Here is an 18,146-nt window from a genome sequence, read left to right on the forward strand (position 1 = left end):
ATGACGACGCGGATCACGACGCCGATCGCGACGCGGATCCCTCGCGGACTGAAGGCGCTGTGCCTCGCGCCGCTGCTGCTGGCGCTGTTCGCGCTGGGCGGTTGCGCGCAGTTGTCCTATTACGGGCAGTCGCTGTCGGGCCATCTGTCGCTGGTGCGCGCGGCCAAGCCGGTCGACGACTGGCTCGCGCAGCCCGACCTGGATCCGGAAGTCCGCCAGCAACTGGTGCTGTCGCAGGCGCTGCGCGCCTATGCATCGTCGGAGCTGAAGCTGCCGGACAACGACAGCTACCGCCGCTACGCCGACCTCAAGCGCGGCGCCGCGGTGTGGAACGTCGTCGCGACGCCGGAGCTGAGCCTGCAGCTGAAGACCTGGTGCTACCCGATCATGGGCTGCGCCGGCTACCGCGGCTACTTCGATCCGCAGGCCGCGCGCGCGCTCGCGCAGCAGCTGCGCCAGGACGGCTACGAGCCCTACGTGTACGGCGTGCCGGCCTATTCCTCGCTGGGCTGGAGCAACTGGCTGGGCGGCGATCCGCTGCTCAACACCTTCATCCGGTATCCGGAGGGGCAGCTTGCGCGGATGATCTTCCACGAGCTCGCGCACCAGGTGGCCTACGCGAATGACGACACCACTTTCAACGAGAGCTTCGCGACCGCGGTCGAGCAGATCGGCGTCGCGCGCTGGCTGAAGGACCGCCCGGACGCATTGCGCGAGGACGAGCAGTCGCGCCGCCGGCAGGACGAGGTCCAGGCGCTGCTCAAGGCGACGCGCGAGCAGTTGCGCGAGGTCTTCCGCAGCACCGCCAGCGACGACGAGAAGCGCGCCGGCAAGGCCGCGGCCTTCGCGCGGCTGCGCGCCGACTACGAGGCGATGAAGCGGGACCGCTGGGGCGGTGACACGCGCTTCGATCGCTGGGTCTCGGGCCTGAACACGCCGGCGCTGGCGATCCAGGGCAGCTACACGGACCTGGTGCCGGACTTCCTCCGGTTGTTCGAGCGCCTGGACGGGGACTGGCCGCGCTTCTACGCGGAAGTCCAGCGACTGGCCAAGCTGCCCAAGGACGAGCGCCGGGCGGCGCTGTCCCGCTGAGGCCGAAGCCGCTTGGAGAGCCGCTTGCGAGGCTGCTTACTTCAGGCCTTCGACCAGGTCGATGTAGTCCTGCATCGCCTCGTCGCTGGTCTTGCCTTCCAGCGTCTTCCAGGCGTCCCACTTGGCGCGGTTGACGAAGTCCGTCATGCCGGGGCGATCGCCCTCGACATCCCCGGCGGTGGCCTGCTTGAACAGCGCGTACAGCTTCAGCAGGGTCTGGTTGTCCGGCCGCTCGGGCAGGGTCTTGGAATCGGCGACGGCCGCGTCGAACTGGTCCTTGAGGCTCATGTGTGTCTCCCGTGGCGATGAGCAGGGCGTCCCGTTGGCGACAATCGGGACGGACGGCCGCGATGTTACCCAGCCCACCTCCCGGCGCGGACTGGGGCCGCCTCTCTAGATGACGCATCATCGGGAGCGCATCGCCCGCCGCCAGAACCCCTTCCGCCAGGAGACCGCATTGCCCACTTCCGCCGCGTCGCGCCCGTCGCCCTCCCGCCGGAGCGCCAAGTCCACGCCGTCGAAGACGGCCGCACCGCCCGCGCGGTCGGCGTCGTCCGCGAGGGCCGCGAAGCCTGCCGGCCTCCCGCGTGACGCGGAGCCGATGTCCAAGGTCGACACCGCCTGGCTGCGCCTGGACACCGAGGCCAACCGCATGATCATCCACGGGGTGCTGCTGCTGAAGCCGACCATCGCGCTCGAGGACCTGCGTCGGCGCGTCGCCGAGCGGCTGCTGCGCTTCCCGCGCTTCCGGCAGCGCGTCGTCGAAACCGGCGACAGCGCCTGGTGGGTGGAGGACGCCGAGGTCGACATCGCCCGCCACGTGGTGCCCGAGACGCTGCCGCGCCGCCGCGGCCGACCGCTGGAAGGCGCGCTGCAGGACCGCCTGGCCGAGCTGGCCGCCGAGCCGCTCGATCCGTCGCGGCCGCTGTGGCAGCTGCACCTGATCGAGCATTACGACGGCAGCAGCGCGCTGATCGCGCGCGTGCATCACTGCATCGCCGACGGCATCGCGCTGATCGCGGTGCTGCTGTCGATCACCGATGGCGGCGCGGTGCCGCCGGCGCAGGCGGCGGCGGGACCGAAGAAGACCCCGGTGGGGAAGGCGGCGAAGGCCGGCTCGGTCGCGAGCGCCGAGGACGCCGAGCCCGAATGGCTCGCCGACGCGATGGTCAAGCCGATCCATGCCTGGACGGTGCGCGAGATCCAGGAACGCGCCGGCTCGGACCGCTCGGGCGCCGCGGCCGCCTCGCCGGCCGAGCGGCTCGGCCGCCAGGTGCTGGAGGACGCGGCGGCGCTGACCGAGGCGCCCGATGACGCCAAGACCCGCCTCAAGGGCAAGGCCGGCCGCGCCAAGCGGGTGGCCTGGGGTGCGCCGCTGGCGCTGGACGCCGTCAAGGCGGTGGGCAAGTCGATGAACGTGTCGGTGAACGACGTGCTGCTGAGCTGCGTCGCCGGCGCGATCGGGCTCTACCTGCGCGGCCACGGCGACGACACCGAGGGCCAGGAGATCCGCGCGCTGGTGCCGGTCAACCTGCGGCCGCTGGAGACGGCCTGGCAACTGGGCAACCGCTTCGGCATGGTGCCGCTGCCGATGCCGGTGGGCATCACGAATCCGGTCAAGCGGCTCTACGCGGTGCACGCGCAGACGCAGGCGCTCAAGAACAGCCTGCAGCCGGCGCTGTCGCTGGGGCTGATGGCGACCTCCGGCACGGTCGAGAAGGCGGCGCAGCGGGCGATGCTCAAGACCCTGTCGCGCAAGGCGACGGCGCTGATGACCCACGTGCCGGGCCCGGCGCAGACGCTGCGGCTGTGCGACTCGGCGGTCGAGCGCGTCATGTTCTGGGCGCCGCAGGCCGGCGACATGAGCCTGGGCATCAGCATCCTGACCTACGCCGGCCAAGTGCAGTTCGGCCTCATCGCCGACGCCGGGCTGTGCCCCGATCCGCAGGCCATCGTGGCCCACTTCGAGCCCGAGTTCCAGCACCTGCTCACGCTGGCGCTGATGCTCCCGTGGGAGACGAAGGACTGAGCGCCGGCCCGCCGTCCGCGCCATGCAGAACGCCGCCCGGGGGCGGCGTTCGTCGCTGGGGCAGGACGCCTTATTTGGCGGCCTTCTTCGCCGGCTGCGGACGGCCGGCGGCGGTCGGGTAGGCGGACATCACCTTGACCGGGTCGGCGCTGGCCAGGTACTCGGCGTACTGCGTCTGGGCGCAGGCGACCGGCTGACCGGAAGTGGCCTCGCCGCGGTACTCGCCGCGGTTGTAGACGAAGCGGTACTCGTTGGCGGCGGCCGGCTGCTCGAAGCGCACCGCGTGCTGGCTGGCGCACTCGGCGCGCAGGGCCTTGGCGTCGGCATTCTCGGCAGAGGCGGCGGCGGCATGCGCCATCGGGGCGGCCAGGGCCAGCAGGGCGGCGGAGATCAGGATGCGCGTCATGGAGTCGGTCCCTAGAGGTCGTTGAATGCGATATCCCTAATTTATAGGGTGTCGTTTTTCGACGCCAACCGCGACCAGGGGGGCTGGCCGCGCACGATGCCAGGGTTTCCTCGGAGGCCCGCCGCGGGACCGGATGCTAGTCCGCCGAAGCGCTAGGGCGGCTCCCGGGGGTCAGGCCGTGCCGTCCGCGGGCGCCTGGTACTTGCCCGCCAGCTGGAACAGGTGGTCCCGCGAGGTCGGCTCCAGGTAGGGCAGCAGCAGCCCCAGCACGTGGAAGGCGCCGCGCATCAGCGCCTCGCCGGCGCGGTCGGGCTCCAGCGCGTTGCGCGGATCGCGCACGTATTCGTAGCTCAGCCAGTAGCTCAGCAGCACCACCATCGCGTTGGCGGTGGGCACGGCCTCGCGCACCTGCATGGTCAGCGCGCCGCTGGCCTGCAGCCCGCCCAGCAGGCCCACCATCGCCTGCGTCTTCTGCTCCAGCACATGCTGGAAGTGCGTCTCCAGCTTGCGGTTCTTGGACAGCAGGTCGTTGAGGTCGCGGTACAGGAAGCGGTGCTGCCAGATCAGCTCGAACAGCATGTGGAAGAACAGCCAGGCGTCCTCCACGTTCCGCACATTGCCCACCGCGCCCAGCAGCTCCGACAGCGACTTGTCGTAGCGGTTGAACAGCGCGTTGATCAGCTCGTCCTTGGCCGGGTAGTGGTAGTACAGGTTGCCGGGCGAGATGCCGAGCTCCGCCGAAATCAGCGTGGTCGAGACGTTCGGCTCGCCGAAGCGATTGAAGAGGTCCAGCGTGACTTCGAGGATGCGTTCGGCGGTGCGGCGCGGCTTCTTGGTGGCCATGGGCCCGTGGGCGTGGGTGGGGGGAGGTGGGCGCATTCTGTCATGACCCCAGGCGGGCACGGGACGGCCCCGCTCCCTACAATCCGCGCCCATGCCCGCAAGCCCCCAACAACAGCCGGCCGCCATGCCCGCGCCGGCCGGCGGTCCGCCCGCCCTGCGATTCAGCAACGTCAGCAAGACCTACCGGGCCGGCCAGTTCCGCGCGCTGGACGGCGTCAGCTTCGACATCCAGCCCGGTGAGTTCTTCGGCCTGCTCGGCCCCAACGGCGCCGGCAAGACCAGCCTGATCAGCATCCTGGCCGGTCTGTCGCGCGCCAGCGGCGGGCAGGTGTCGGTGCTGGGCCATGACGTCGTGGACGACTACGCCAACGCCCGCAAGAAGCTGGGCATCGTGCCGCAGGAACTGGTCTTCGACCCGTTCTTCAGCGTGCGCGAGACGCTGCGCATCCAGTCCGGCTACTTCGGCGTGCGCCACAACGACGACTGGATCGACGAGCTGCTGCTCAACCTCGGCCTGGCCGACAAGGCCCACAACAACATGCGCCAGCTCTCCGGCGGCATGAAGCGCCGCGTGCTGGTGGCGCAGGCGCTGGTGCACCGGCCGCCGGTCATCGTGCTGGACGAACCCACCGCCGGCGTCGACGTCGAGCTGCGCCAGACGCTGTGGCAGTTCATCGCGCGCCTGAACCGCGAGGGCCACACCGTCCTGCTCACGACGCATTACCTCGAGGAGGCCGAGGCGCTGTGCCACCGCATCGCGATGCTCAAGCAGGGCCGGATCGTCGCGCTGAACCGCACCTCCGAGCTGCTTGCCGGCACCGCCTCGACGATGCTGCAGTTCAAGACCGACTCCGCGCTGCCGCTGGCGCTGGCCGAGCGCGCCCGCATCACCGGCCGCATTGTCCAGCTCACCGCGCACGACGCGGCCGAGGTCGAGCAGATCCTGGCCACCTTGCGCCAGGCCGCCGTGCCCATCGAGGACCTGGAGATCGGCCGCGCCGACCTCGAGGACGTCTTCCTGGAAATCATGCAAGGGGGCCGCGCATGAGCGCCAGCCATTTCCCGATCCGCCTCGAGGGCGCCCGTCCGCTCTTCTACAAGGAGGTGCTGCGCTTCTGGAAGGTCGGTTTCCAGACCGTGGGCGCGCCGGTGCTGACCGCGGTGCTCTACCTGCTGGTCTTCGGCCACGTGCTGGAGGACCACGTCAAGGTCTACGGCACCGTCGGCTACACCAGCTTCCTGATCCCGGGCCTGGTGATGATGAGCGTGCTGCAGAACGCGTTCGCGAACAGCAGCTCCTCGCTGATCCAGAGCAAGATCACCGGCAACCTGGTGTTCCTGCTGGTCACGCCGCTCTCGCACTGGGCCTGGTTCCTGGCCTACGTCGGCGCGTCGGTGATCCGCGGGCTGATGGTCGGCGCGGGCGTGTTCGTCGCCACCGTGTGGTTCGCGCCGCCGGGCATGGCCAAGCCGCTGTGGGTGCTGGCCTTCGCGATCCTGGGCGCGGGGCTGATGGGCTCGCTCGGCCTGATCGCCGGCCTGTGGGCGGAGAAGTTCGACCAGATGGCCGCCTTCCAGAACTTCATCGTGATGCCGATGACCTTCCTGTCGGGCGTCTTCTACTCGGTGCATTCGCTGCCCGCGTTCTGGCAGGGCGTGAGCCACCTGAATCCGTTCTTCTACATGATCGACGGCTTCCGCCACGGCTTCTTCGGCGTCAGCGACGCCTCGCCGTGGGTGAGCCTGGGCGTCGTGGCGATCGCCTTCGCCGCGGTGGCCGCGGTCGCGCTGGAGCTGCTGCGCCGCGGCTACAAGATCCGCCACTGAACCGTCGCGACGACCGCGCCGGCCCGGCCCTCGCAAGCCGGGCCTCTCCAAGCACGAAAGCGCCCGCGCGAGGCGCCCGAGTAGAATCCCGCCCCATCATGGCCGATCCGACCCCCGCAGAAGTCCAGAGCTACATCGCCCAGGGTCTCGCTTGCAGCGAGCTCCAGGTCGAGGGCGATGGACGCCATTTCTTCGCGACGATCGTGTCGGCCGAGTTCGAGGGCCTGAGCCGGATCAAGCGCCACCAGCGCGTGTACCAGGCACTGGGCGATCGCATGCGCGAGCAGATCCACGCGCTGTCGATGAAGACGCTGACCCCCGCCGAGTTCGCGCAGCAAGGCAGCGCGCATCACCATCACTGAAAGCCACCCGGCTGCGAGGCGGGTGGCGGTGTGGCCCGTCCGGTGAACCCGCTGCCGTCCCGCTGAACAGCCCGAAGCGCTTCCGCGTGGAGCGCGCGTTCACCGAGGACACCGCATGATCACCCTGGCACTTTCCAAGGGCCGCATCTTCGAAGAGACCCTGCCGCTGCTGGCGGCCGCGGGCATCTCCGTGCTGGAAGACCCGGACAGCTCCCGCAAGCTGATCCTCCCGACCAACCAGGCCGAGGTGCGCGTGGTGCTCGTGCGCGCGACCGACGTGCCGACCTACGTCGAATACGGCGGCGCTGACCTGGGCGTGGCCGGCCGCGACGTGCTGATCGAGCACGGCGGCCAGGGCCTGTACCAGCCGCTGGACCTGCGCATCGCGCAGTGCCGCATGAGCGTCGCGGTGCGGGACGACTTCGATTACGAGAACGCCGTGCACCAGGGCTCGCGGCTGCGCGTGGCGACCAAGTACACCTCGATCGCGCGCCAGCACTTCGCCGACAAGGGCGTGCACGTGGACCTCATCAAGCTCTACGGCTCGATGGAGCTGGCGCCGCTGACCGGCCTGGCCGACGCCATCGTCGACCTGGTCTCCACCGGCAGCACGCTCAAGGCCAACCGGCTGGTCGAGGTGGAGCGGATCATGGACATCTCCTCGCGCCTGGTCGTCAACCAGGCGGCGCTCAAGCTCAAGCGCGAGGCGCTCAAGCCGCTGATCGACGCGATCGGGTCGGCCATCCCGAACGCCTGATCGACCGACCGCCCCCGACGCCTGCCCGGAGCCCCGCCATGAGCCCAGCCCTTCAACTTCGCACCCTCGTCACCACCGACGCCGACTTCGACGCGCAATTCCAGCGCGTGCTGCACTGGTCCGCCGAGACCGACGCCGCGATCGAGTCGCGCGTCGCCGAGATCCTGGCCGACGTGCGCGCCCGTGGCGATGCCGCGGTGCTGGCGTACACCGCCCGCTTCGACCACCTGGACGCCGCGACGCTCGGCGCGCTGGAGCTGACGCGCGAGGAGCTGCGGGCCGCCTTCGACGGCCTGCCCGCGGAGCAGGCGAAAGCCCTGACCCAGGCCGCCGAGCGGGTGCGCCGCTATCACGAGCGCCAGAAGCAGGCCTGCGGCGAGAGCTGGAGCTATCGCGACGAGGACGGCACGCTGCTGGGCCAGAAGGTCACGCCGCTGGATCGTGTCGGCATCTACGTGCCGGGCGGCAAGGCCGCGTATCCCTCGAGCGTGCTGATGAACGCGATCCCGGCGCAGGTCGCCGGCGTGCCCGAGATCGTGATGGTCGTGCCCACGCCGCGCGGCGAGAAGAATCCGCTGGTGCTGGCGGCGGCCTACGTGGCGGGCGTGCACCGCGCCTTCACCATCGGCGGCGCGCAGGCGGTGGCGGCGCTGGCCTACGGCACGGCCACCGTGCCGCGCGTGGACAAGATCACCGGACCGGGCAACGCCTACGTCGCCAGCGCGAAGAAACATGTCTTCGGCCAGGTCGGCATCGACATGATCGCGGGGCCGAGCGAGATCCTCGTGCTCGCCGACGGCACCACGCCGCCGGACTGGGTCGCGATGGATCTGTTCAGCCAGGCCGAGCACGACGAGCTCGCGCAGAGCATCCTGCTGTGCCCGGACGCCGCCTACATCGCGCAGGTGCGTGAGGCCATCGAGCGCCTGCTGCCCGGCATGCCGCGGCGTGACGTGATCCGCGCGTCGCTGGAAGGGCGGGGCGCGCTGATCCACACGCGCTCGATGGAGGAGGCCTGCGAGATCAGCAACCGCATCGCGCCCGAGCACCTCGAGGTCTCCAGCGCCGACCCGCATCGCTGGGAGCCGCTGCTGCGCCACGCCGGCGCGATCTTCCTGGGCGCCTACACCAGCGAGTCGCTGGGCGACTACTGCGCCGGCCCCAATCACGTGCTGCCGACCTCGGGCACGGCGCGTTTCTCCTCGCCGCTGGGCGTCTACGACTTCCAGAAGCGCTCCAGCCTGATCGAGGTCAGCGAGGCCGGCGCGCAGGTGCTGGGCCCGATCGCCGCGACGCTGGCCTACGGCGAAGGCCTGCAGGCGCATGCGCAGGCGGCGGAGTTCCGGCTCAAGCGCTGAGGCCGCGTCGGCGGCCGCCCCGCCTGCGCAGATTTCACGCGGCGGCGCCGGGCAAACCCTGGCTCGCGGATAAGCCGCCACTTTTGACGCTGTTTTGAGGTTCGCCCGCCGGGGCGGACGTTCTAGGATTCGCCGACATCTCCACAAGAGGACGGCGAAGCATGAAGGTCTCCGATCTGCGCGTCGGTGTGCGCATCTCCCTGGGGTTTGCAGCGGTGCTGCTGGCCACGGTGCTCGTGGGCATCGTGGCCATCAACCGCATGCAGGCGATTCAGAAGAACGTCGAGGACATGGGCGGGGACTGGATCCCGTCGATCAACGCCATCAACGCGCTGCGCGGGCAGCTCAACGAGCTGCGGCGCGCCGAGATGTCGATGTGCCTGAAGGAAGTGGTCCTCGAGGTCGAGGAGCAGCAGGAGCGCATCAAGACGCTGCGCGAGAAGACGCTGCCCGAGCTGGCCAAGACCTACGAGACGATGGTCAGCACGCCGCAGGAGTCCGAGCAGTGGAAGGACGCCAAGGCGCAGTACGCCGCCTACCTGGGCATCCAGGACCGGCTGATCGCGGCGCGCAAGGCCGGCAACCGCGGCGAGTACCTGGCCACCGTCAGCGGCGAATCCAGCAAGGCCTTCGGTGCCGTCATCGGCGCGACGCAGAAGCTGGTGGACATCAACACCCAGGGGGCCGAGGCCGACGTCGAAGCGTCGCGCGCGGTCTACAAGGCCGTGCTCACGACGATGGTCGTGCTGATCGTCGCCGCGCTGGCGGCCGGCGGCGCGCTGGCCTTCTACCTGACCCGCAGCACCGTCCGGCCGCTGACCGACATGGTGGGCGTCGCCAGCCGCGTCGCCGAGGGCGACCTGACGGTCGACATCGACACCTCGCGCCGCGACGAGCTGGGACAGCTGGCGCAGGCGCTCTCGGCGATGCAGGGGGCGCTCAACCGCTCGCTGTCGACGGTGCGCACCAGCGCGGAGAGCATCGCGATGTCCAGCGGCGAGGTGGCCGCGGGCAGCAGCGACCTGTCGGCGCGGACCGAGCAGATGGCCTCCAGCCTGGAGGAGACCTCGGCCACGATGCAGGCGCTGACCGACACGGTGCGCATGAACGCGGACGCCACGCGCCAGGCCAGCCAGCTCGCGCTCAACGCCAGCCAGGTCGCCGACCGCGGCGGCGTGGTGGTGTCCGAGGTGGTCAGCACGATGGACCAGATCAATGCGTCCTCGCGCAAGATCGCCGACATCATCGGCACCATCGACGGCATCGCCTTCCAGACCAACATCCTGGCGCTGAACGCGGCCGTCGAGGCGGCGCGGGCGGGCGAGCAAGGCCGCGGCTTCGCGGTGGTGGCGGGCGAGGTGCGCTCGCTGGCGCAGCGCAGCGCCGAGGCGGCGCGCGAGATCAAGGGCCTGATCGGTTCCTCGGTCGAGCGCGTCGAGGCGGGCGCCCGCCTGGTCGGCGACGCCGGCGAGACCATGCGCGAGATCGTCGCCGCCGTGCAGCGGGTGACGGACATCATCCAGGAGATCTCCTCGGCCACGCAGGAGCAGAGCACCAGCCTGATGGAAGTCGGCCAGGCCGTGCGGCGCCTGGACGAGGTCACCCAGCAGAACGCGGCGCTGGTCGAGGAATCCTCGGCCGCCTCGGAATCGCTGCGCGAGCAGGCGGGCAGCCTGCAGCACGTGGTCGCGCAGTTCCGTCTCCAGGGCTGAAACCCGCCCTTCCTAGTCGGATCCCGGCGCCAAGCCCCGAAGGTCGGTAGGGACACGAAGTTCGTGGAACACGAACTTCGTGTTACCCTGCGGCCTTCATGAAGAACGTCACCGTCACCATGGAAGACAGCGTCGCCGAGTGGGCGAGGCTGGAGGCGGCGCGGCGCAACACCAGCGTCTCGCGGCTGGTCGGCGAGCTGCTCGCCGAGAAGATGCGTCACGACGACGCCTATGAACGCGCGCTGCAGGACTGGCTGCACCGCGAGCGCACCTGGTCCTCCGACGGCCAGCCCTATCCGGGCCGGGAGCTGCTGTGAGCGCGGGCCTGGAGCTGACCGCCCCGGTGTTCGTGGACACCTCGGTGCTGATCCTGAGCGAGGACGGCGCCGACTCAGGCCGCCGCGCGCAGGCCATGCGCTGGCTGCGCGTGCTGTGGCAGCTGCGTCTGGGCCGCACCTCCAGCCAGGTGCTCAACGACTTCTACCGCGCCGTCACCACCCGCATCGCGCCCGCCATGCCCAATGGCGACGCCCGGGCCGAGGTGCGCCGCTACCAGCGCTGGACGCCGTGGTCGACCGACCACGCCACCGTCGAGTCCGCCTGGTCGCTGGAAAGCCGCTTCGCGCTGCCCTATGCCGATGCGCTGATCGTCGCCGCCGCCAAGGCGCAGGGCTGCGAGACGCTGCTCAGCCTGGCGCTGCCGCACGGCCAGCTCTACGACAGCGTCCTGATCGTCGACCCGCTGCGCGCGCTGCCGGCGGGCGCGGCCTTCGATCCCGATCCCCTCTCCGATACCCCACCGCCGCTGGCGGTCGCCCCATGAAAGCTGCCCTCGATCGAGCCCTCGGTGTCCTGCGCGACGACCTGCGCGTCATGCACGCCTACGCGGTGCATCCGTCCGCCGGCCTGATCAAGCTGGACGCGATGGAGAACCCCTTCCGGCTGCCCGCCGAGCTGCAGCGGGCGCTGGGCGAGCGCCTGGGCGCGGTCGCGATCAACCGCTATCCCGGCGAGCGCACGCAGGACCTGGCGCGCGCGCTGGCCGCGCACGCCGGCCTGCCGGACGGCAAGGCGCTGATGCTGGGCAATGGCTCGGACGAACTGATCTCGCTGCTGGCGATGGCCGTCAGCAAGCCGGGCCAGCGCGTCGCCGTGCTGGCGCCGCTGCCCGGTTTCGTCATGTACGGACTGTCCTCGGCCTACCAGCACCTGGACTTCGTCGGCGTGCCGCTGACGGCGGACTTCGAGCTCGACGAAGCGGCGATGCTGGCCGCCATCGCCGAGCACCGGCCCGCCATCGTCTACCTGGCCTATCCGAACAACCCCACCGCCAACCTTTGGGACGACGCCGTCATCGAGCGCATCGCCGAGGCGGCGCCGGGGCTGGTCGTGATCGACGAGGCCTACCAGCCCTTCGCCGCGCGAGACGCGATGGCGCTGATGGCGCGCCATCCGCAGGTGCTGATCATGCGCACGATGAGCAAGTTCGGGCTGGCCGGCGTGCGCATCGGCTACCTGATGGGCCATGCCGAGCTGATCCATCACATCGACAAGCTGCGCCCGCCCTACAACGTCAGCGTGCTGAACGCGGAAGCCGGCCTGTTCGCGCTCGAGCATGCCGAGGTCTACGAGCGCCAGGCCGCCGCGCTGCGCGACGGGCGCGCCGCGCTGCAGGCCGCGCTGGCGCGCCTGCCGGGCGTGCGGGCCTATCCGAGCGAGGCCAACATGATCCTGGTGCGCGTGCCCGAGGCCGACCGGCTGCATGCCGACATGAAGGCGCGCGGCGTGCTGGTCAAGAATGTCTCGGGCATGCATCCGCTGCTGGCGGGCTGCCTGCGGCTGACGGTCGGCACGGCCGACGAGAACGCGGCGATGCTGGCGGCGCTCGAAGCCTCGCTCGCCGCGCTGGTTTCCGACTGATGCCAGACTGGCGCCTGCCGGCAGGTCCCCTGTTCTCCTGATCCCTGTGGAATCCCCATGAGCTCCGAACGCATCGCCGAAGTCCGCCGCGACACCAAGGAAACGCAGATCCGCGTGCGCGTGAACCTGGACGGCACCGGCCAGGCCACGCTGAACACCGGCATCGGCTTCTTCGACCACATGCTCGACCAGATCGCCCGCCACGGGCTGATCGACCTGGACATCGAGGCCAAGGGCGACCTGCACATCGACGGCCACCACACCGTCGAGGACGTCGGCATCACGCTGGGCATGGCGGTGGCGCAGGCGATCGGCGACAAGAAGGGCATCACCCGCTACGGCCACAGCTACGTGCCGCTGGACGAGGCGCTGTCGCGCGTGGTGGTGGACTTCTCCGGCCGTCCGGGGCTGGCGATGGACGTCAAGTTCACCGCCGGATCGGTCGGCGCCTTCGACACGCAGCTGACCTACGAGTTCTTCCAGGGCTTCGTGAATCACGCGCTGGTGTCGCTGCACGTGGACAACCTCAAGGGCCACAACGCGCATCACCAGTGCGAGACGATCTTCAAGGCCTTCGGCCGCGCGCTGCGCATGGCGATGACGCCGGACGCGCGCTCGGCCGGCGTGATCCCGTCGACGAAGGGCACGCTGTGAGCGTCATGCCCAGGACGGTCGCCGTCGTCGATTACGGCATGGGCAACCTGCGCTCGGTGTCGCAGGCGGTGATGGCCGCGGCCCAGGACCAGGGCGTGCGGGTGCTCATCACCGCCGAGCCCGACGAGGTCTACGCCGCCGAGCGCATCGTGCTGCCCGGCCAGGGCGCGATGCGCGACTGCATGCGCGAGCTGGAGGGCAGCGGCTTGAAGGAAGCCGTGCTGGACGCCGCCGCGCGCAAGCCGCTGATGGGCGTGTGCGTCGGCATGCAGATGCTGCTGGACCACAGCGAGGAGCAGGACACGCCCGGCCTCGGGCTGATCCCCGGCCGCGTGAAGCGCTTCCGGCTCGAGGGCCGGCTGCAGCCCGACGGCAGCCGCTACAAGGTGCCGCAGATGGGCTGGAACCGCGTGCACCAGACGCGGGCGCATCCGGTCTGGGGCGAGGTGCCGGACGAGAGCTGGTTCTACTTCGTCCACAGCTTCTATGCCGAGACGTCGGACCCGCGCGACAGCGCCGGCCAGAGCGACTACGGCCTGCGCTTTACCTGTGCGGTGGCGCGGGATAACATTTTTGCCACCCAATTCCACCCCGAGAAAAGTGCCGCGTCCGGGCTCGCCCTGTACCGCAATTTCCTGCACTGGACGCCCTGAGGCCTGGCCTCCGGTCCTGCGTCGCACGACACCTTCTCGAGCGTCCCTCCCTCTCTTCCCCTTCCTCCACCCCTAGCTCCCCGGGCCATGCTGCTGATTCCCGCGATCGACCTGAAAGACGGCAAGTGCGTCCGCCTCAAGCAAGGCGACATGAACGACTCCACGACCTTCGGTGAAGACCCGGCGCAGATGGCGCGACGATGGGTCGACGCCGGCGCGCGTCGCCTGCACCTGGTGGACCTGAACGGCGCCTTCGCCGGCAAGCCGGTCAACGAGGCCGCGATCAAGGCCATCCTGCGCGAGGTCGGCGACGACATCCCGGTGCAGCTGGGCGGCGGCATCCGCGACCTGGACACGATCGAGCGCTACCTGGACGACGGTCTCTCGTACGTGATCATCGGCACCGCGGCGGTGAAGAACCCGGGCTTCCTGAAGGATGCGGCCTCGGCCTTCGGCGGCCACATCATCGTGGGCCTGGACGCCAAGGACGGCAAGGTCGCCACCGACGGCTGGAGCAAGCTGACCGGCCACGAGGTCATCGACCTGGCGAAGAAATTCGAGGATTACGGCATCGAAGGCGTGATCTACACCGACATCGGCCGCGACGGCATGCTCACCGGCATCAACATCGACGCGACGGTGAAGCTGGCGCAGGCGCTGTCCATCCCGGTGATCGCCTCGGGCGGGCTGTCCAACATCGCCGACATCGAGGCGCTGTGCGCGGTCGAGTCCGAAGGCGTGGGCGGCGTGATCTGCGGCCGCGCGATCTACACCGGCGACCTCGACTTCGCCGCGGCGCAGCGTCGCGCCGACGAGCTGAACGGGGGCTGAGCGGTGCTGGCCAAGCGGATCATCCCGTGCCTGGACGTGACCGGCGGTCGCGTCGTGAAGGGTGTCAACTTCGTCGAGCTGCGCGATGCGGGCGATCCGGTCGAGATCGCCGCCCGCTACAACGAGCAGGGCGCGGACGAGCTGACCTTCCTGGACATCACCGCCACCAGCGACGGCCGCGACCTGATCCTGCCCATCATCGAGCGCGTGGCCTCGCAGGTCTTCATCCCGCTGACGGTGGGCGGCGGCGTGCGCTCGGTCGCCGATGTGCGGCGGCTGCTGAACGCCGGCGCGGACAAGGTCAGCTTCAACTCCGCCGCGGTGGCCGATCCCGAGCTGATCCGCGCCGCGTCCGACAAGTACGGCGCGCAGTGCATCGTCGTGGCGATCGACGCCAAGCGGCGCCAGAACGCCGACGGCAGTACCGGCTGGGACGTGTACACGCATGGCGGCCGCAAGAACACCGGCCTGGACGCGATCGAGTGGGCCACGAAGATGGCCGAGCTCGGCGCCGGCGAGATCCTGCTGACCAGCATGGACCGCGACGGCACCCGCAACGGTTTCGACCTGGCGCTGACGCGCGCGGTGTCGGACGCGGTGAGCGTGCCGGTGATCGCCTCGGGCGGCGTGGGCTCGCTGCAGGACCTGGCCGACGGCATCACGCAGGGCGGCGCCGATGCGGTGCTGGCCGCGAGCATCTTCCATTACGGCGATCACACCGTCGGCGAGGCCAAGGCGCTGATGGCGTCGCAGGGCATCCCGGTGCGTCAATGAGCGCTGCCAAGGCGAATGCGCCCGACGGCCTGCGCCGCGCCGGCCGCCCCGGTCCCCGCGTGACGGTGGGCGAAGGCGCGGTGAAGCCGCGTCCGCCCAAGGCCGCCGGTCCGGGCGAGGTGCGCATCGTCGGCGGCGTCTGGAAGCGCTCCAAGCTGCCGGTGCCCTTCAGCCCGGGGCTGCGGCCCACGCCCGACCGGGTGCGTGAGACGCTGTTCAATTGGCTGGGCCAGGACCTGGCCGGCTGGCGCGTGCTGGATGCCTTCGCCGGCAGCGGGGCGCTGGGCTTCGAGGCCGCCTCGCGCGGCGCGGCGCAGGTCACGCTGCTGGAGCGCGATGCGACGCTGGCCAGCGCGCTGCGCGCCAACCTGAAGCGGCTGGACAAGGACGGCACCGTGCCGATGGCGATCGAGAACGCCGATGCGCTGGCCTGGATGCGGCGCGCGGCGCCGGAGTCGCTGGACCTGGTGTTCCTGGATCCGCCGTTCGCGCAGGACCTGTTCCTCCCCGCGCTGGCCGCCGCGGTGCCGCTGCTGGCGCAGGGCGGGCTGATCTATCTGGAATCGCCGCATCCGGTGGAAGCGCCCGCGGCGATGGGCTTGTCCGTGTGGAAGGAAGGGCGGGCCGGGGCGGTGCATTACCGCCTGTTGCGACGCGGCGGATAATCCGCGCCCATGACTTCGCAGACCCTGCTGACCGCCGTCTACCCCGGCACCTTCGACCCGATGACCCTCGGCCACGAGGATCTGGTGCGTCGCGCGAGCCGCCTGTTCGAGCGCCTGGTCCTGGCTGTCGCGGCCGGGCACCACAAGAAGACGATGTTCAGCGTCGAGGAACGGCTGGACATGGCCCGCGCGCTGGTGGCGCCGTATCCGAATGTCGAGGTGGTCGCCTTCAAGGGGCTGCTGCGCGACTTCGTGATGGAGAACGGCGGCAAGGTCGTGGTGCGCGGCCTGCGGGCGGTGTCGGACTTCGAATACGAATTCCAGATGGCCGGCATGAACCGGCAGCTGATGCCCGAGGTGGAAACGGTGTTCCTGACGCCGTCGGACCATTACCAGTTCATCTCCTCGACCTTCGTCCGGGAGATCGCCACGCTGGGCGGCGAAGTCTCCAAGTTCGTCTCGCCGCTGGTGCGCGAACGGCTGGAAGACCGCATCGCCAAGAACCGCATGGAGCAGTAAAGCCATGGCGTTGATGATTACGGATGAATGCATCAATTGCGATGTGTGCGAGCCCGAGTGCCCGAACCACGCGATCTCGATGGGCGAGGAGTACTACCAGATCGATCCGGGCAAGTGCACCGAATGCGTCGGCCACTTCGACGAGCCGCAGTGCGCGACGCTGTGCCCGGTCGCCTGCATTCCGGTCGATCCGGCGCACGTCGAATCGCGCGAGACCCTGATGCAGAAGTACATCCGCCTGACCCAGCAGGCCGCCTGAGGCCGGCGTCGACCGGCGGCGGCGCTCAGAGCGCCCAGCGCTCGCCGTAGGCCGGTGGTCGCGGCCATTGATCGGCACGCGGCAGTTCTCCGGGATGCGCCATGGACCAGCGCCGCGCCAGCATCCAGCCGCCATGGCTGACGACCAGGGCGCCGCCCGACCAGCCCGACGCGCGAGCCAGCAGCGCGACCAGCGTCTCGCCGCCTGCCGGCGCGTAGCGCGCGAAGTCCGCGACCCAGGCGTCGATCTCCGCCTTCGGGATCCCGGCCCACGGCCGGCCATCCCATTCACCGAAGTCGAGTTCCGCGAGCGCCGCCTCCACCCGATGCCGCCAGCCCCAGCGCTTCAGCCATCGACCGACGTCGGCGCAGCGCCGCAGCGGCGAGGTCCACACCTCATGCGGCAACCGGTGTCGCCGCGCATGGGCCTGGATGCGCCGCGCGAGGCGCTTGGCCCGACGCCGCGCCACGGGCAGGTCGCAGCGCGCGCCGACACACAGGCCGCTCGCGCCTTCCGGACGGGGATGCCGCCAGACAACGACGGCCCCGTCGGCGCGGGCCTGAGCATGGGAATAGGCATGGGCTTGCGCCTGCGCACGCGCCTGGACGCCAGCACGGGCGTTGGCGTCGACACCGCCGCCCATCGTCAGTCCACCGGGAACAGCGGCGCCAGCGCCAGGAAGGCCAGTAGCGCGCCCAGCTCCACGACCTGCTGCGTCGCGCCCAGCGTGTCGCCGGTGTAGCCGTGCAGGCGGCGCTCGAGCATCGACTGCATGTAGAAGGTCAGCCCCGCCGCCACCACCACCGCGCCCAGCATCAGCGGCACGTTCTCCGGCGTCAGCCAGGCGCCGACGGCCGTCGCCAGCACCACCAGGCCCAGCGCGATGCCCAGGCCCGGGCCGCTGATCTGCGTCGCCAGCGGCTTGGCCTTGGCGTGGTCGGCATCGCCGGCGTAGGGCAGCGCATGCAGCAGCCAGACCGGCGCCGCGCGCGACGCCACATGCGCCCACACGATCGCCAGCGCCGCCAGCGCCGGATCGGTGTCCGCCAGGCCCAGCAGCACCGCCGCCTTCAGGCCCAGCACCAGGATCAGCCCCAGCGCGCCATAGCTGCCGATGCGCGAGTCCTTCATGATGGCCAGCGCCTTCTCCCGCGACACCGCGCCGCCGAGCGCGTCGCAGCTGTCGGCGAGCCCGTCCTCATGGAAACCGCCGGTCAGCCAGACGCTGGCGGCCATCGCCAGCCCCACCGACACCGTGGCCGGGAACAGCTGCATCGCGCCCCACAGCACCAGCGCCGAGCAGCCGCCCACCACCGCGCCGACCAGCGGGAAGTAGCGCGCGCACTGCTGCAGCCAGGCCGGCTCGAAGCCGACCCAGCGCGGCACCGGCACGCGGGTGAAGAACTGCAGGGCGATGAAGAAGAGGCGAAGCTGATGCATGGACACGGAACCGCGGACCCCCGGAATGCCGGGAAAGCGGCCGCG

At 70.4% G+C, this 18,146-nt stretch carries 23 protein-coding genes; 18 read left to right on the top strand and 5 right to left on the bottom strand.

The features are described from left to right. Positions 1 to 1,092 (top strand): aminopeptidase, encoded by a 1,092-nt coding sequence (locus FHT38_RS02245; RefSeq protein ID WP_183485066.1) that lies wholly within the window; start codon positions 1 to 3, stop codon positions 1,090 to 1,092. A 36-nt stretch (positions 1,093 to 1,128) separates the two neighbouring features. On the opposite strand, the gene FHT38_RS02250 is transcribed toward FHT38_RS02245, so the two are convergent. After that, positions 1,129 to 1,380 (bottom strand): acyl-CoA-binding protein, encoded by a 252-nt coding sequence (locus tag FHT38_RS02250; protein ID WP_091721188.1) that lies wholly within the window; start codon positions 1,378 to 1,380, stop codon positions 1,129 to 1,131. A 313-nt stretch (positions 1,381 to 1,693) separates the two neighbouring features. Here FHT38_RS02250 and FHT38_RS02255 point away from each other — a divergent pair, with 313 nt between their 5' ends. Continuing rightward, on the top strand, positions 1,694 to 3,121 hold the full coding sequence (locus FHT38_RS02255) for a wax ester/triacylglycerol synthase family O-acyltransferase (protein ID WP_183489488.1): 1,428 nt from the start codon (positions 1,694 to 1,696) through the stop codon (positions 3,119 to 3,121). 70 nt (positions 3,122 to 3,191) lie between these two features. Here the strand turns inward: FHT38_RS02255 and FHT38_RS02260 are convergent, their stop codons facing one another. After that, entirely contained in the window at positions 3,192 to 3,527 is a 336-nt protein-coding gene (locus tag FHT38_RS02260; RefSeq protein ID WP_091721197.1) for a hypothetical protein, read from the bottom strand. A gap of 171 nt (positions 3,528 to 3,698) precedes the next feature. Continuing rightward, positions 3,699 to 4,370 carry a TetR/AcrR family transcriptional regulator gene (locus FHT38_RS02265; RefSeq protein WP_091721202.1) on the bottom strand — a complete coding sequence of 224 codons (672 nt, stop codon included), beginning with the start codon at positions 4,368 to 4,370 and terminating at the stop codon, positions 3,699 to 3,701. 91 nt (positions 4,371 to 4,461) lie between these two features. Between FHT38_RS02265 and FHT38_RS02270 the strand changes: the two genes are divergently transcribed. The 16 genes from FHT38_RS02270 to FHT38_RS02345 all read left to right on the top strand — a co-directional run bounded on the left by FHT38_RS02270 (position 4,462) and on the right by FHT38_RS02345 (position 16,661). Further along, complete coding sequence (locus FHT38_RS02270) at positions 4,462 to 5,418, top strand: ABC transporter ATP-binding protein (protein WP_255488579.1); 957 nt, start codon at positions 4,462 to 4,464, stop codon at positions 5,416 to 5,418. Continuing rightward, positions 5,415 to 6,197 carry an ABC transporter permease gene (locus FHT38_RS02275; RefSeq protein ID WP_091721209.1) on the top strand — a complete coding sequence of 261 codons (783 nt, stop codon included), beginning with the start codon at positions 5,415 to 5,417 and terminating at the stop codon, positions 6,195 to 6,197. Before FHT38_RS02270 ends, FHT38_RS02275 begins: the two co-directional genes overlap by 4 nt. A 98-nt stretch (positions 6,198 to 6,295) precedes the next feature. Beyond that, a complete protein-coding gene (locus FHT38_RS02280; protein ID WP_091721214.1) occupies positions 6,296 to 6,559 on the top strand; it encodes a BolA family protein in 264 nt (87 codons plus the stop codon). A 115-nt stretch (positions 6,560 to 6,674) separates the two neighbouring features. Further along, positions 6,675 to 7,316: an ATP phosphoribosyltransferase gene (gene hisG, locus FHT38_RS02285; RefSeq protein WP_147240828.1), complete on the top strand. Its 642-nt coding sequence runs from the start codon at positions 6,675 to 6,677 to the stop codon at positions 7,314 to 7,316. 38 nt (positions 7,317 to 7,354) lie between these two features. Continuing rightward, on the top strand, positions 7,355 to 8,674 hold the full coding sequence (gene hisD / locus FHT38_RS02290; RefSeq protein WP_183485074.1) for a histidinol dehydrogenase: 1,320 nt from the start codon (positions 7,355 to 7,357) through the stop codon (positions 8,672 to 8,674). A 161-nt stretch (positions 8,675 to 8,835) separates the two neighbouring features. Next, on the top strand, positions 8,836 to 10,386 hold the full coding sequence (locus FHT38_RS25545; RefSeq protein ID WP_183489491.1) for a methyl-accepting chemotaxis protein: 1,551 nt from the start codon (positions 8,836 to 8,838) through the stop codon (positions 10,384 to 10,386). A gap of 98 nt (positions 10,387 to 10,484) precedes the next feature. Beyond that, on the top strand, positions 10,485 to 10,703 hold the full coding sequence (locus FHT38_RS02300) for a CopG family transcriptional regulator (protein WP_088408424.1): 219 nt from the start codon (positions 10,485 to 10,487) through the stop codon (positions 10,701 to 10,703). Continuing rightward, a complete protein-coding gene (locus tag FHT38_RS02305) occupies positions 10,700 to 11,209 on the top strand; it encodes a PIN domain-containing protein (protein WP_310737337.1) in 510 nt (169 codons plus the stop codon). Before FHT38_RS02300 ends, FHT38_RS02305 begins: the two co-directional genes overlap by 4 nt. Next, positions 11,206 to 12,306, top strand: coding sequence for a histidinol-phosphate transaminase (hisC, locus tag FHT38_RS02310; RefSeq protein WP_183489494.1), 1,101 nt, complete (start codon positions 11,206 to 11,208; stop codon positions 12,304 to 12,306). The genes FHT38_RS02305 and hisC overlap by 4 nt, the downstream gene beginning before the upstream one ends. A gap of 57 nt (positions 12,307 to 12,363) precedes the next feature. Then, on the top strand, positions 12,364 to 12,960 hold the full coding sequence (gene hisB, locus FHT38_RS02315; protein WP_183489497.1) for an imidazoleglycerol-phosphate dehydratase HisB: 597 nt from the start codon (positions 12,364 to 12,366) through the stop codon (positions 12,958 to 12,960). Between the two features lie 5 nt (positions 12,961 to 12,965). Beyond that, positions 12,966 to 13,613 carry an imidazole glycerol phosphate synthase subunit HisH gene (gene hisH / locus FHT38_RS02320; protein WP_175538296.1) on the top strand — a complete coding sequence of 216 codons (648 nt, stop codon included), beginning with the start codon at positions 12,966 to 12,968 and terminating at the stop codon, positions 13,611 to 13,613. A gap of 87 nt (positions 13,614 to 13,700) precedes the next feature. Further along, positions 13,701 to 14,444 (top strand): 1-(5-phosphoribosyl)-5-[(5-phosphoribosylamino)methylideneamino]imidazole-4-carboxamide isomerase, encoded by a 744-nt coding sequence (gene hisA, locus FHT38_RS02325; protein WP_147241572.1) that lies wholly within the window; start codon positions 13,701 to 13,703, stop codon positions 14,442 to 14,444. A gap of 3 nt (positions 14,445 to 14,447) precedes the next feature. Next, entirely contained in the window at positions 14,448 to 15,218 is a 771-nt protein-coding gene (gene hisF / locus FHT38_RS02330) for an imidazole glycerol phosphate synthase subunit HisF (RefSeq protein WP_091721243.1), read from the top strand. Further along, positions 15,215 to 15,883 (top strand): 16S rRNA (guanine(966)-N(2))-methyltransferase RsmD, encoded by a 669-nt coding sequence (rsmD, locus tag FHT38_RS02335; protein WP_183489500.1) that lies wholly within the window; start codon positions 15,215 to 15,217, stop codon positions 15,881 to 15,883. Before hisF ends, rsmD begins: the two co-directional genes overlap by 4 nt. A 9-nt stretch (positions 15,884 to 15,892) precedes the next feature. Next, positions 15,893 to 16,402: a pantetheine-phosphate adenylyltransferase gene (coaD, locus tag FHT38_RS02340; RefSeq protein WP_175538158.1), complete on the top strand. Its 510-nt coding sequence runs from the start codon at positions 15,893 to 15,895 to the stop codon at positions 16,400 to 16,402. Positions 16,403 to 16,406: 4 nt separating this feature from the next. Further along, positions 16,407 to 16,661, top strand: coding sequence for a YfhL family 4Fe-4S dicluster ferredoxin (locus FHT38_RS02345; protein ID WP_091721249.1), 255 nt, complete (start codon positions 16,407 to 16,409; stop codon positions 16,659 to 16,661). Positions 16,662 to 16,686: 25 nt separating this feature from the next. On the opposite strand, the gene FHT38_RS02350 is transcribed toward FHT38_RS02345, so the two are convergent. Further along, on the bottom strand, positions 16,687 to 17,304 hold the full coding sequence (locus FHT38_RS02350) for a histidine phosphatase family protein (protein WP_183489503.1): 618 nt from the start codon (positions 17,302 to 17,304) through the stop codon (positions 16,687 to 16,689). Between the two features lie 2 nt (positions 17,305 to 17,306). Beyond that, positions 17,307 to 18,101: an adenosylcobinamide-GDP ribazoletransferase gene (locus FHT38_RS02355; protein ID WP_183489506.1), complete on the bottom strand. Its 795-nt coding sequence runs from the start codon at positions 18,099 to 18,101 to the stop codon at positions 17,307 to 17,309. Positions 18,102 to 18,146: the final 45 nt, after the last annotated feature.

It is taken from the genome of Mitsuaria sp. BK041 (assembly GCF_014193085.1).
Classification (GTDB): Bacteria; Pseudomonadota; Gammaproteobacteria; order Burkholderiales; family Burkholderiaceae_C; genus Roseateles.

What these genes read in the sequence shown, in the direction of transcription:
- FHT38_RS02245 (WP_183485066.1), top strand. Translation starts at nt 1, where the DNA reads ATGACGACGCGGATCACGACGCCGATCGCGACGCGGATCCCTCGCGGA.
- FHT38_RS02250 (WP_091721188.1), bottom strand. Translation starts at nt 1,380, where the DNA reads ATGAGCCTCAAGGACCAGTTCGACGCGGCCGTCGCCGATTCCAAGACC.
- FHT38_RS02255 (WP_183489488.1), top strand. Translation starts at nt 1,694, where the DNA reads ATGTCCAAGGTCGACACCGCCTGGCTGCGCCTGGACACCGAGGCCAAC.
- FHT38_RS02260 (WP_091721197.1), bottom strand. Translation starts at nt 3,527, where the DNA reads ATGACGCGCATCCTGATCTCCGCCGCCCTGCTGGCCCTGGCCGCCCCG.
- FHT38_RS02265 (WP_091721202.1), bottom strand. Translation starts at nt 4,370, where the DNA reads ATGGCCACCAAGAAGCCGCGCCGCACCGCCGAACGCATCCTCGAAGTC.
- FHT38_RS02270 (WP_255488579.1), top strand. Translation starts at nt 4,462, where the DNA reads ATGCCCGCAAGCCCCCAACAACAGCCGGCCGCCATGCCCGCGCCGGCC.
- FHT38_RS02275 (WP_091721209.1), top strand. Translation starts at nt 5,415, where the DNA reads ATGAGCGCCAGCCATTTCCCGATCCGCCTCGAGGGCGCCCGTCCGCTC.
- FHT38_RS02280 (WP_091721214.1), top strand. Translation starts at nt 6,296, where the DNA reads ATGGCCGATCCGACCCCCGCAGAAGTCCAGAGCTACATCGCCCAGGGT.
- hisG (WP_147240828.1), top strand. Translation starts at nt 6,675, where the DNA reads ATGATCACCCTGGCACTTTCCAAGGGCCGCATCTTCGAAGAGACCCTG.
- hisD (WP_183485074.1), top strand. Translation starts at nt 7,355, where the DNA reads ATGAGCCCAGCCCTTCAACTTCGCACCCTCGTCACCACCGACGCCGAC.
- FHT38_RS25545 (WP_183489491.1), top strand. Translation starts at nt 8,836, where the DNA reads ATGAAGGTCTCCGATCTGCGCGTCGGTGTGCGCATCTCCCTGGGGTTT.
- FHT38_RS02300 (WP_088408424.1), top strand. Translation starts at nt 10,485, where the DNA reads ATGAAGAACGTCACCGTCACCATGGAAGACAGCGTCGCCGAGTGGGCG.
- hisC (WP_183489494.1), top strand. Translation starts at nt 11,206, where the DNA reads ATGAAAGCTGCCCTCGATCGAGCCCTCGGTGTCCTGCGCGACGACCTG.
- hisB (WP_183489497.1), top strand. Translation starts at nt 12,364, where the DNA reads ATGAGCTCCGAACGCATCGCCGAAGTCCGCCGCGACACCAAGGAAACG.
- hisH (WP_175538296.1), top strand. Translation starts at nt 12,966, where the DNA reads ATGCCCAGGACGGTCGCCGTCGTCGATTACGGCATGGGCAACCTGCGC.
- hisA (WP_147241572.1), top strand. Translation starts at nt 13,701, where the DNA reads ATGCTGCTGATTCCCGCGATCGACCTGAAAGACGGCAAGTGCGTCCGC.
- rsmD (WP_183489500.1), top strand. Translation starts at nt 15,215, where the DNA reads ATGAGCGCTGCCAAGGCGAATGCGCCCGACGGCCTGCGCCGCGCCGGC.
- coaD (WP_175538158.1), top strand. Translation starts at nt 15,893, where the DNA reads ATGACTTCGCAGACCCTGCTGACCGCCGTCTACCCCGGCACCTTCGAC.
- FHT38_RS02345 (WP_091721249.1), top strand. Translation starts at nt 16,407, where the DNA reads ATGGCGTTGATGATTACGGATGAATGCATCAATTGCGATGTGTGCGAG.
- FHT38_RS02350 (WP_183489503.1), bottom strand. Translation starts at nt 17,304, where the DNA reads ATGGGCGGCGGTGTCGACGCCAACGCCCGTGCTGGCGTCCAGGCGCGT.
- FHT38_RS02355 (WP_183489506.1), bottom strand. Translation starts at nt 18,101, where the DNA reads ATGCATCAGCTTCGCCTCTTCTTCATCGCCCTGCAGTTCTTCACCCGC.